Source organism: Aldersonia kunmingensis, assembly GCF_001646865.1.
Taxonomy (GTDB): domain Bacteria; phylum Actinomycetota; class Actinomycetes; order Mycobacteriales; family Mycobacteriaceae; genus Aldersonia; species Aldersonia kunmingensis.
In genome coordinates this window covers 24076-36622 of the sequence record NZ_LRRB01000265.1, presented here as the reverse complement: position 1 = coordinate 36622, position 12547 = coordinate 24076, and the positions used below count along the sequence as shown (strand labels likewise).

General features: G+C 63.7%; 6 protein-coding genes. 1 reads left to right on the top strand and 5 read right to left on the bottom strand.

Going from position 1 to position 12547, the window contains the following annotated elements; translation table 11 throughout:
- Both A8G08_RS20945 and A8G08_RS20940 read right to left on the bottom strand, forming a co-directional pair.
- Positions 1 to 347, bottom strand: a 347-nt coding sequence (locus tag A8G08_RS20945; RefSeq protein WP_245672931.1) for a DUF1156 domain-containing protein, incomplete at its 3' end; no start/stop codon positions are given.
- Between the two features lie 157 nt (positions 348 to 504).
- On the bottom strand, positions 505 to 3915 hold the full coding sequence (locus tag A8G08_RS20940; protein ID WP_068278463.1) for a helicase-related protein: 3411 nt from the start codon (positions 3913 to 3915) through the stop codon (positions 505 to 507).
- A 153-nt stretch (positions 3916 to 4068) separates the two neighbouring features.
- Between A8G08_RS20940 and A8G08_RS20935 the strand changes: the two genes are divergently transcribed.
- Positions 4069 to 6681 (top strand): DEAD/DEAH box helicase, encoded by a 2613-nt coding sequence (locus A8G08_RS20935; protein WP_245672930.1) that lies wholly within the window; start codon positions 4069 to 4071, stop codon positions 6679 to 6681.
- Here the strand turns inward: A8G08_RS20935 and A8G08_RS27640 are convergent.
- From A8G08_RS27640 to A8G08_RS20920, 3 genes are all read right to left on the bottom strand, one after another.
- Entirely contained in the window at positions 6670 to 8058 is a 1389-nt protein-coding gene (locus A8G08_RS27640; RefSeq protein ID WP_068278460.1) for a hypothetical protein, read from the bottom strand. The genes A8G08_RS20935 and A8G08_RS27640 overlap by 12 nt on opposite strands.
- A gap of 899 nt (positions 8059 to 8957) precedes the next feature.
- Positions 8958 to 11630: a TniQ family protein gene (locus A8G08_RS26845; protein WP_084436660.1), complete on the bottom strand. Its 2673-nt coding sequence runs from the start codon at positions 11628 to 11630 to the stop codon at positions 8958 to 8960.
- The gene (locus A8G08_RS20920) at positions 11627 to 12454 is read right to left on the bottom strand and encodes an AAA family ATPase (RefSeq protein ID WP_157108707.1); all 828 of its coding nucleotides are present in this window, start codon (positions 12452 to 12454) and stop codon (positions 11627 to 11629) included. The genes A8G08_RS26845 and A8G08_RS20920 overlap by 4 nt, the downstream gene beginning before the upstream one ends.
- Positions 12455 to 12547 lie beyond the last annotated feature (93 nt).

Here is a 12547-nt window from a genome sequence, read left to right as displayed (position 1 = left end):
GTTCCACCGCCGGCAAACGGGTCGAGTATCGCCGGCGCCGACCCACGGCACGATCGCTGAATCTCGGCTCGCACCTCAGCAAGCAGCGCGACGTCCTTCGCGTTGTCCCACGAGACCATGCGCTCGATCAGACCATGCAGCCGATCGCGCTCCTTGCGCTGGAGTTCCTCTGTGGGGAACTCGTCGGGCCGCGACGATGGGTCGTCCACGAGTTGAGCGAACAGCACCGCCCGGGCGGCGGCGAGCGGTCGGCGTGCCCACCACAGGTGCAGGGTCGACGGGTGACCGTGCCGGATCGACTTCTCGCGAGCAGACTCCCGGTTGATCGCCTCCAGCGGCAAAGCCACCTCGATCAGCTTGCGCTTATGCACTAGTTCCTCGACCCTTCGTGCCCGAGGTGCCGGGCGAACATCGCCGATGGCTCGGCGTGTGATGCGCGCATGAACTTACCGGTGGGCTCGATACTTTCAGCGGCGCACCAGTGATAAGTCGAACTCTGGTACATCAGAACGGATGCCTGCCTTTTGTCCACTGCTTCGCCCAGTCACCCCGGATGCCTGTGGCTTCGAAGTCACCGAGATCAGTGGTCGCGAACGGGTCGTCGAGGTAGCGAACCTCATCGAACTGAGCGCCGCGCGGATCGACCCGGACCAGCGTGAGCCGGTAGCGCGGGACGGCGTTCTTGCCTGTCATCACTTCGTTGTGGGTGACGAAGAAGTCCTTGGCGCCGACGATGCGGGCCTTGACCTCGATCCGGTAGGTATCACCGTTCGTATCGGTCGAGAGGATGTCGAAGCCCTTGTTGTTGAAGGCTTGCTCGACGGGTTTTCGGCCGAGTTCACGCTCGCGGGCCAGGACGAGGTCGACGCCGCGGCGCTCGACTTCCTTGGTCTCCTTGGCGTGCATCGGGGCAGCCGCCGGGATCTCGGATTCGAGCATCCCGATCGGCAGCACCAACGCCGCGGTGACGATGCGCGGGGGCTTGGTGGACATGAGCTGCTGTTGGTCGAGCAGCGCGAGGCGCTTGCGAAGCCGGGAATCGAGTTCGACGGCCTTGCGGTTGAGGCTGTCGGAAGACTCCTTGGGCCTCTCGCCCTTCTGCTCCTTCTCCGAGGCCACTGCGGCGTCTAGCAGGAGGCGCTCGCTTTCGGCAGTCAGCCGCTTCGTAACCAGGTCGCGGGCCTTGGTGAGTTCCGCGGAGCGGCGCGGCTGCACGTCGGCCAAGTACTCTGGTAGCTGGTTGGCGATGATCCAGCTCATCGCCTTGTCCTCCGCGTCACCGAGCCAACTCATGCGGCGTGCGGCGTCGGTCGCTGAACCGGCCGGCGCGGCAACACAATCCAGGTAGGGCGCGGGGCCGGCTGGGCTGACGGTGCCGAAGCTGTCGACGTAGGCGTAGCTGAAGCGGCGGGCGACGGAGTCACCGGTCGCGTCGGCGACCTCCTCGATGACCCCGACGAGGAGTTGTGGCTCCTCCAGGGTCGAGGAGACGAGGATGGTGCCCTGGTTGAGGGCGCCGCCGAAGTTGCGGATGGCCTCGCCCATGACCGCGTCGTGCAAGGGGTGTCCCGGCGCGAGGAGGTCTGCGCGGGTGAGATCGCCGGGCTGGACGTGGCTGAGGTCGAAGGTGACCCGGTCGTATTTGGTGGCGATGGGGCCGGTGCCGGCGGATCGAATGTGTTGCGGCACATTGGCAATCTCGTAGCGGCCCTGCTCGCGCTTGACGATGCGTCCGCCGAGCTTGGTGAAGGCTGCCTTGAAGGCGAGTTCGATGTAGTGCGGCTGCAGCCGGCGGGCGCGTGCCTCGTCCATCGCCGCACGCAGTGCGTGGAGGTCGGCGTCGGCGAGGTTCTCGGAGGCGAGTGCGCGTTCGTCGAGTAGGTCCTTGAGTCCGTCGCCGACGGAGGCGTCGATGACTTCGTGCATCTTGGCCTTCACGTCGGCGCGCTCGCCGTATTGGATGGCGTCGAGGAGCAGGTTGCGCAGTGGGATGTCGGTGAAGGCTTCACCGAGGACGTCGAAGACCTTGCCGCCGTATGTCTTTCGCATCTGGTCGAGCTTCTCCAGTAGGCGAGTGAAGACCTCGCCCTCACGAGTGTTCGATGCAACGAGATTCCAGAGGCGGCAGACTTCCTCCTGGCCGATGCGGTGGACGCGGCCGAAGCGTTGCTCGATGCGGTTGGGGTTCCACGGGAGGTCGTAGTTGACCATCAGATGCGCGGCCTGGAGGTTGAGACCTTCACCGGCGGCGTCGGTGGCCAGCAGGATCTGGCAGTCGCGGTTCTTGGTGAACTCTTCGGTGATCTGGCGTCGCTCGGCGCGACGGACGCCGCCGTGGATTGCCCGCACGGCGTCGGGGCGGCCGAGCAGCGAGCCGATCTTGCCCTGGAGATAGTCGAGGGTGTCGCGGTGCTCGGTGAAGATGATGAACTTGCGCGGCCAGCCGTTAGCGTCGGTGACGAGCGCGTTGTCCTGGAGAATGTTGGATAGCTCGGTCCACTTGCGGTCGGTCCCGGCTTCACGGACCAGGCGCGCGGTCTTGATCAACTCGCCAAGTTCGAGCAGTTCCGCGTTGAGTTCCTCGACCGTCTGAGCCGCAGTAGCGGCGTCGAGGAGCTCCTCCTCGGCCGCTTCGACCTCTTCGGCGTTGAACTCGTCGTCGTCGATCTCGCTCAGGTCGATATCCGGCTCGGTGTCGCGATATGTGCCGTTCTGAATCTCCTGCTTCTTGCGCTCGAGCCGTTCGGAGCGCCGCACGAGGCTCTTGTAGATCGCCTCCGGGCTCGAGGCCAGACGGCGCTGCAGGACGGTGAGGGCGAACCCGACGGTGTTCTTGCGCTTGCCGCCGACTCGGTCTGCACGGTTCATTCCTTCCCGGACGTAGTGGGTGACGTCTTCGTAGAGGTCGTATTCCAGCGCGGTGAGCTCGTAGGGAACGGTCTCGGCGATGCGCTCGGGGAACAGCTTCTTGCCCTCGAAGGTGAGGAGGTCTTCCTTGACCATGCGGCGCATGATGCCGCTGACATCCGCAGTTTTCTTCTGCTTGCCCGCGAAGCGGTCGCGGTCGAGAAGGGTGAGGAACAGTTGGAAGTCCTCCTCCTTGCCCGAGTGCGGGGTGGCGGTCATCAGGAGCAGGTGGCGGGTGATCTTGCCGAGCATCTCGCCGAGGAGGAACCGCTTGGTCTTACGCAGCTCGCCGCCGAAGTAGTGCGCGCCCATGCGGTGCGCCTCGTCGACGATGATCAGATCCCACTCGGTCTCCGCGAGTTGGGCCTGGAGCTGCTCGTTGCGCGAGAGCTGGTCCATCCGAGCGATGAGCAGGGGGTTGGTCTCGAAGACGTTGAAGTTGATCTGGGCGTCGATCAACTGGTTGGTGAGCAGGTCGAACCGGAGGCCGAACTTGAAGAACAGCTCGTCCTGCCACTGCTCGACGAGACCGCCGGGCGCGATGATCAGGCACTGCTTCACATCGTCGCGCAGCAGCAGTTCTTTGATGTAGAGCCCGGCCATGATCGTCTTGCCGGCTCCGGGGTCGTCGGCCAGCAGGAAGCGCAGCGGTGTGCGGGGCAGGAGCTCGCCGTACACGGCGCGGATCTGATGCGGCAGCGGCTGCACGTCACTGGTCGCGACGGCGAGCATCGGGTCGAACAGTCCGGCGAGCGAGATCCGCTGGGCTTCCGCGACGAGCTTGAAGTCGCCGGCGGCGGCATCGAAGGCACGGCTGCCGCTTTGGGCGATCGAGAGCTTGTCCTGGTCCTTCCGGAAGACGACCTGTTGACCGAGTCCGCCCGAAGCGTTCTTGTAGGTCAGCTCGAGCGCACTGGTCCCGTGCCACTGCGCGGCGATCACCGTGATGACTTCCGCGGGGATGAGCCCGTCGATACGCAGACCGGGCTTGAGCTCTTCGAGCTGCACGAACGAACCTCCTGGTTGACAGCTCACGAACGCTACCGGACACCGCCGGCAGTTCCGCGGATCCCGCCGTAGGTAGGTGTCGGGCCCGGTTAATAATCTTCGCAGCGTCGGGTCGAGTTGGTAGGGGTCATGGAGCGAGAAGATCGTCAGCGCGTGAAAGGTGTCAGCGAGGACGTCAACGGGTGGACGACGCGCGCGGCAAAGTTAGCCGAGGTACGCCAGCGCATCACCGACGATCAGGCTAAATCCGCCGACGCGTTAACTGCCCGGCTGAGGCCCTGTGGCTGCGGGCACGAGATCCTGTGGAGGACGTTGACGCTGAGGCGCTTCGATGACGACCTGGTCACCGCGATGGCCCGCGGTCATCTCATGCCGAGGTACTCCCCGGACTTCGCGCTGGCGATCGACGAACTGACCGGTGAACGTGTCGCCCAAGCGCTACACGATGTGAGGTCGGTGCTCGGCGCGCGACGAATATTTTCCGGCAAGGACAAGAAGGACGCGGGGGCCAAGGCTGCCGAATGGTTGGCTGGGTTCCACACCTGGCTTAGCGGCTCAGGCTTCACCCGCGAACTGGAACGCCTTGAGTCTTGGGACGAGAAGTCGGTACCCAGGTTGGGTGCCTCGTCGATCCTTTCCGAAGCTGTCGGGCTCGCACCTGCTTTGGGACACGGCACCGAACTCATCGAACGACACGAGATCGATGCCGCCGCCAAATCGATCGCAGCGATCGACCGAGCCCTCAAACGCGAAGGCGAATTCCGGTCGGCGGTCACCTCCGCTGGTGACACCGTTCGTCAGGCCGAGGCTCGAAAACTGGTCGCGGAGATGCCAGTCGAACGACTCAGGGACGCAACCAAAGACCGGCTCAATATCAAGGCACTGACCGACGCGGGCATCAAGAACGTGCAGCAGGTGCTCGATCAGGGCGGACAGATCTTCACTCTTCCGCGCGTCGGTGAGAAAACCGGAACCCACATGGTTGCCGCCGCGCAAACGATCTGGCAAACGACTGTAGACGAGATGCCGGTCCGGATCGACATCAAGAATCGCGCCAGCACGACGACCGCCCTACTCAAGACCATGCGCGCCTGGGACGCGGCCCGCTCCATCAAGAATGCGACGTCAGACCTGGAAGCCGCCGACTCCCTCCGACCGATCATCTCGTCCTTGGGTACGGCGGTATCGCACTTCGTCGTGGCGCCCGAAAGTCGCTCGGTTGCCGATCTGCGCACCGCGATCGCCGCGGTCAATCGACGCGCATCGTTGCTCACTGGAGGCGGCACCGCAGCTGACAGCGACCCGTGGGATGACTTCATCGCGCGCCCCGCCGACTACTACGCGATGCTCTCCGAATTGGGCTTCCTGCCCGACGACGACGAAAAGAGTCAAGGCGACCTCGCCGTCGAGATCGTGGAAGCAATCCGCGATCTCAAGCTGGAAACGGTCCACCTCAAGGCCTCCCTGCGCGGGTATCAGTCATTCGGAGCGCGGTTTGCGATCGTGCAGCGCAAGGTGATCATCGGTGACGAGATGGGCCTCGGAAAGACCGTCGAGTCGCTCGCCGTACTCACCCATCTCCGCGCGAAGGGCGCCCATCACTTCCTCGTCGTGTGCCCTGCCGCGGTCGTGACTAACTGGGTCCGCGAGGTGGGCGCGAAGTCCGATCTGCGGGCGCATCGCCTCCACGGACCCGGCCGCGACGGCGCACTCACCGCATGGATTCGCAATGGCGGTGTTGCCGTGACAACCTACGACGTCCTCGGATGGTTGGAATGGCGTATCCCAGGCAACGCCAAGCCGGCCTGCCTCGTGTTCGACGAGGCGCACTACATCAAGAACCCCGACGCCCAGCGGACCCGTCGATCACTCGCCCTCATCCAAAACTGCGAACGAGCAGTCCTACTCACCGGAACACCCCTCGAAAACAGGATCGACGAGTTCCGCAACCTCGTCGGCTACCTGCGACCCGACCTCACCGTGAGCGCTACCGAGATCGCCCCGCGCCAATTCCGCAAGCAGGTCGCACCGGCGTATCTCCGTCGAAATCAGGAAGACGTCCTCACCGAGCTTCCCGAGCTTGTCGAAGTCGACGAGTGGATACCGTTGTCAGCGGCGGACGACCAGCATTACCGAGCCGCGGTCGCGGAAGGGAACTTCATGGCGATGCGCCAGGCAGCGCTCCGCGCGGGCACTGGTTCCCAAAAAATGCAGCGCCTCATCGACATCGTCGAGGAGGCCGAGGACAACGAGCGCCGGGTCTTGGTGTTCTCCCACTTCCGAGAAGTGCTCGATGACATCGCCACAACTTTGCCGGGCAAAGTCTTCGGCCCTTTGACCGGCTCGGTCCCCGCGGCCACGCGCCAGCAGATGGTCGACGAATTCTCGCGAGCAGGGCACGGCGCTGTCCTGGTCGCGCAGATCGTTGCCGGAGGCGTCGGCCTGAACATCCAGGCTGCCTCGGTCGTCGTGATCTGTGAGCCGCAACTCAAGCCAACAACCGAATGGCAGGCAATCGCCCGCGCCCGGCGCATGGGCCAGCTGGAATCCGTACAAGTCCACCGGCTCCTCTCCGAGGTAGGCGTCGATCTGCGGATCACCGACATCCTCGCGCGGAAGAGCCAACTGTTCGCCGAGTTTGCACGTGTCTCCGAGACTGCCGACAGTGCTCCCGAAGCCTTCGACATCTCCGATGCCGAGGTGGCGCGAGAGATCGTCGCCGCTGAGCGCGAGAGGCTGATGAGCCTTCCCGCGCTAGGGGATTGAGACGCCTGGTTGCGCAGCGGCCCCCTCCGATCGTGGGACGTGCATACAGCTGACCTCGAACTCCACGCCGAATACAGCCTGTAGCGCACCGACAATCAATGCTGAATTGCGTGGGACGGAAAGACGTGTGGCCAGCGGCTCGATCGCGTGCGCAAGCACAATGTGGTGGCCGCCAACCTGGTGCACGGTCGCGTCTCGCAACATGACATGGGTGGTGCGACTACGGTCGCTGACTTCCGCCATTACTTGCGGCCAGGCAGCACGTATTGCGGCCATGTCCGGAACCGAAGGCTCCGGAGAATCTGGTGCTTCAGGTGCATGCTCCGAACCTTCTGTCCTGTCGGGATGACCGGCTCCGGACGCGCGGCTCAACCCCTCGGTGGCGCAGCACAGCTCACCTAGTGGCACATTCGGCTGAGCTTTCGCCAACTCTGCGAGTTCCTCGTAGCGGCGGAGGTCGTTGCCCAGCTTGCGGATGACGTAGTCACCTTCCTCGGGAGTGAGGGAAAACGTCAGTGGGACAGCCCCGGCCGGACCGAAGTCTCGGATCCGGCGCGGCCACCACCTCTGTGCAGACCGATCCGCGGGATCTCGATGCATGCGGACGATCGGGCGAAGGGCAGACAAACTCGGGCCAAGGCGGAACCAGTCGGGCGCGTAGGCCAGCGCGTTGACCCCAACTTCCTCCAGCCATTCGGCACTCTCCGCATCGGCGGACTCGGGTGCCGGTGCAATCGATCCGTGGCCGAAGAGACACGCATCGAGGACGTCGATGCCGCCCGTCCCCCGGGCGCGCGCACACTCCACTCGCCCAAGAAGGCCGTCTCCCTCAAGGATTGCCGACACCTGCGCCGCAATACTCTCAGCCCTCTCGTGGGCTTCAGTGCGCAAGTCACTGCGGTACCGCTCGACGAGCGCAAGCTCACGTGGACCCAGCCGGTGGCCGCGGGAAGATCCGACCGGTGGTTCTGCCGCCAACTCATGACAAACAGCGTCGCTGCCTCCGAGGCGCGTCACCTCGCGTAAGAGATCCAGCCGAGACATTGCGGTCGCGTCGAAGCGTTCCCGCACCCGCGCCACCGTCCCGGGTGGGACGTCCGGCCGGGCCAGGTATGACGCGACATGCCCGGCCAACCGTCCCGACGATGCGTTACTCGACCAATACCCTGGTTCTCCCGGCGACACTTTCTCCGCGGACTTCTCCAGCTTCCCGTCCCGCCACAGCAGCGCCCATGCCTGCGCGTCGGTCACATCGCGTCGCACCAGAAATTCTGTCGACGCTCGGAACAGCGGAGTGGCTGTATCGAGCGCCCAACCTAGGACATCGGGCGGGATGTCGACGCGCGCGTGGGCGATCGCCAGCAGAAGGGACTCCATTCGCCAAGGATGGCAGGCTCGCCGCTGCCGAAACGCCAACGATGTGGGTCGAATCACACCTTCGATGCCCGAGGGCGATCCGCAATATCTGGACGGGGCCAGACGGCCAGGCGTCGCAATGGGACTCGCGAACCCTTGTTCCCTACGTGTCTCAACGGAGACAGCATGGGCGGAACCACCAACCAAAAAAACGAGGTCACGACCCTTTTCGAGTTCGTGACCTTGTTCATCGCAGTTCGTGGAACAGCACGTCTGAGCGGAAGTTGCGACGGAGTATTTCGAGGTGTTGTAAAACGGTCGCCCAGTGGCCTTTTTTGACTTCAAACTCGAGCCGGTTGGGGTTGTCGTGCTTCGCCGCCAGCGCGCGCACCGCCTCTCGGTCGGGCTCGATGATGCAGTCAAGGGGCGCAAGATCGTGAGCGGAAGGATCACGTTGCCGTTCTGGTTGGCGCGGTAGGGACCCTGAAGTTGGGCGGCGATCAACCGGATGAACCTACCGTGGGTGCTCACGGGTCGCCTTCTCAAGTTCTGTCGGCGACAGAGGCTGGTCGCTTAGCTCGCACGCCGGCGCACCGTCGCCGGCGCGTAGTCGCCAGCAGCCGGCGCGTCGCTGCGTCACTCAAACATCATTGCGCAACAACGTCGCAAAACGGATTCCGCTCCACGTGCTCGCCAGAAAGGTCGTCGCTCCCGCTCGTGCTCGCTCGCGCGAATTCAGTCAGCGATCATGTCCCCGCGGGTGAGGCGACGGACCTTGACGTGCACGCCCGTCATTGCTCAGCAGGCGAGCGATCGACGATCCTGCGGCTAGGCACGGGTAGCTCAACCAGATCAGAATTGTCGGGGCAGGCGTGTCGCAACCGGTCGCGAAATCTCCACTCCGCGTGCGGACACCATGCCTATCCGCGAGTCTCACGGCTCGCCCCAACCGTGGATGTGTGCTTTCCCGATTGGGCCAGATGGCACGGCCTTCGCGGCTCGCCGCTACCACTGCTGGGCCTCGGGTACGAGGTCCGGAGGATGTCGTCGTGTGAGCCTTCGATCGCGAGATCTGCCGGTGATCTACCTCCTGCTTCCGCTATCTGTGTGGTTAGCCACCAGTGGGCCACTGCGCGTCTGCCGATTTCGGGGACGGTCCGTTCGTTGATCTCGGCGACGACGGCGCGGACGGTCCGGGTGCGCGTGTCGAATTGGAATGCTGGGAAGTAGAAGGCCCCGCCAATTTCAAACCCGATAATGGTTCCAAGTTCGAGGAGCGCTGTCGGCGCTGAAGCGCCGACACCAAACAATCTCCGTACTTCCGCGGCGCGCAGCACGGGGTGCTCGCGCAGGAGTGCGGTAATGGAGTTGACGGGCAGCGAATCCGGTATGCGGCTGCAGTGTTCGGGCATCCCGGTGGCGGTGGCGCGGTACGGCCGTCGATTCTTTCGGGGTTTGCGTGTTTCGAGTGATGCGGTCGGGGGGCTGTCGGTGGAACTGCGACGTCCTGGTACACATTCTCCGATTTCACGGAGTTGATCGCTGTGGGACTGGGCGAGGTCGCGAAGGGTCCGTCCGGCTTTGGATAGTGCAAGAGGGTCTTTGGCGGCATAGAGGTCATCGCCGAGGCAGTCTTCCAAATGGCCGCGCTCTATTTCGATTTGATATGGCTGTACACCGACGGCATCGGCGGCTGATTTGAGGTCTGCGAGATCGGCGGTGTCGATGAATCTGGCGAGGCGGCGTGCGAGGGTGGCTTCACCGGCGAGTGCGAGGTGAACCAGCTCCTCCGGGTCGCCCGCCGTCGAGGCTGCCGATGCGAGGGACAGGCTGCTCTTCCGAAGGTTGTCGCGGCCGGTGTCGGGTAGGTAGTCGGCGCAGGGACTTCCTGGCAGCCAGCGGTGTTGTTCGCCGTCCCATTCGGGCTGGTATGTCAGTGGCTCACCGATCCGATGGCGCAGCAGGAGTCGTTGTGCGACTTCGCCTGCGTGGGTGCGGAGTGGGTCGGGCATGTTGTGGACGAATTTCCCGTAGGAGTAGGCAGCGGGTCCGTGCAGAAGTTGAGCGTTAGTGGTGATGAGTGGGTCGTTGCCGGTGAGTAGCTGCCAGATGTACCTGTCGATCTTCCACCGGAATGCTCCGCTGAGGTATTCCTCAGCGGAGCGTGCAAGTGCGCGGTGGCGGTTGCCGGCAATACCGGCAGGTGTGGGAAACAAGCGTCGTCGGCGGCGGTAATCGATCGGCGGCGGATTGACGCGCAGGTGGGCGTGTACCTCGAGCAGATAGTCGAGTGCGTCGCTTCCATTTTCGTTCGTTATGAGGTGGGCGATCATGCGCCGCACGGTGGGTTCGCCGGCGTCGAGGCCGAATTCTTGCGCCAATTTGGACCATGCGGCACGTCGTCCGAGACCTGCCAGCAGAATTGGTGCCGAGATCGCGAATGTGCGTTCGACGCGGGGCGGCAGCTTTGGAGCGTGCGCTCGAACAGTCGGCCACAGGGACGCAGGCAGAGACATCTGATCGATCGGGGCCCAGACGAGGAATTCAACTTGGCTGGCGGCGTTGTGGGTTCGCAATCGACCTGTCGCATCTCTGCGGGCACGGGAACCGACGTGGGTAGGTAAATAGCTGTGAAGTCCAAGCGCTCGCCGAAGTGGCGCTGAAACGGGCAACTTCTTCCCGCGTCCGTTGCGTTCCATGATCTCGGCCAGGCGATCTTGGGTGAGCCACTGGTGATCACCGTCTGGTTCGTGAAGCAGCGCCAACGCCATTTCTCGCGCTTTCAGGAAGGCAATGCTGGTGCGCGAGTCCGGCCACCGCGACGGTGGTCCCGGTTCTGCTGTCTCGTGGGCTTGCTGTCTGGCATCGGTTTTGGACATCCTGATCTGGGCGTGCAGGGCGTGCTCGGTGAGAACCGCGAGATCGGCGAAGATTGTCTGTGCGCTCAGTCGGCGTCCCTGCGTGTAACCGCAGATGGCACCGCCGTCTGCAATCAGGTTGTCGATCCATCGTTGACCGAGTACCGCTGCCGTGTTCTCACCGGCAGGCCAGGCATCGGCTTCAGCAAGCGCTTCGGTAGAGCATCCGAACCGGCAGTGGGTCCGCGTGTTTGCGCGCGGAGACGAGGTCCGACGGGGATGGGCCAATGATGTGGCGCGTAGGCGGCCACCGCAATGCGGGCACCTATCGCGGAGCATGGATAGGTGACGAAGACACACAGATGACCAGCGAACGTGCCAGGAGAGCTGCCATCGAAGGTTGTCTTCGCGCAGGCACGCCGGGCAGTACCCACTGTCGGTGCGCACGAACCACGTTCCGGTTTCACGGGTCCAGTGCAGGGGCGGGTGATTTCCGAATGGTCGATAGATGCGAGTTGTGCATCGCTCGAGAATCCGCGACGCCACCCCAGTCTGCAATGCCAGTCGTTCCAAGACCTCATTGCTCACTGCGCGGGTCATGCAGGCGCGGCCCCCGACGCCTCGATTGACTCGGCCCGAGATAGTTGTTGGCCGACAGTGATTCAGGTCGGCAACGTATTCGAGCCACGAGTCGAGGGATTCACCTTCCATCGGATCGACGACAATCGGAATCAAAGGACTTCTCCTTCGGTGTCGATCACTTCGAGCCACTTGAGATCGGACAGTTGTGGGCTTCGCCCCTCACGGACAGCCCTCTTGGTGCAGTCCTGGAGCAGTTCGAGCGACCTTCCTGTACGACCGTCTGCGAGCTGGAACAGACGATGACCGAATTCCTTGCTGCGGACGTCGGTCGAGTCGAAGCCGGGGATCGTCTCGAGGCGCTTGATCAACAGATCAAGCTTCCGGTGCCAGTTGCGGACCTCTGCAGCGATCGTAGGGTCGTAGCGTTTAAGCACGAGACGGCGCATTCGCCCGGCCATTTGCTCGGCTGCCGAGTACCCGTCATCGGCTGAGTCTGTTCGGCGCAGAAGTGCACTGTCATGCAAGCCTGCGCCGGCGTAGATAAAACTCACTGGAAGTGCATCGATTATCGATTTGAGGTTGTCGGTCAAATCCCGTGCCCCGCCGACACGGCGCAGCATATGGGCGTCGTCGACGACGATCAGCCGGGTTCCGAGTAGCGGCAAGACATTCCGCAGCTGGGTGAGGGTGTCCTGGGCGCGCTGCGTCTTCGTTGTTGGCAGGTCGACGAAATTCGCGATCGAAGCGATCAACCTTGCCGAGCTCGCCCCGTGAACGGAGACGTACACCACCGGAATATGTTCGGCCCGAACACCTTTCCCACGAACTGGTGGTGGTGAATCGAGAAGCTGATCGTGAACCCTCAGCATTGCTGCCGCAGTTGCGTGCGTCTTGCCCACCAGCGGAGGTCCGTCGATACCGAGCCAGCGGCGGGAGCCGCCGCCCCGGTCGGTGTTGACCGCGTCGACGTCGAGCATCGCCGCCTTGATTGCCTCGATCTCCGGTGTTTCCAGCGGGCCGAGCCGATTGATCCAGTGATCGAGTGCTGCGCGATCGCCATCGAGACCACA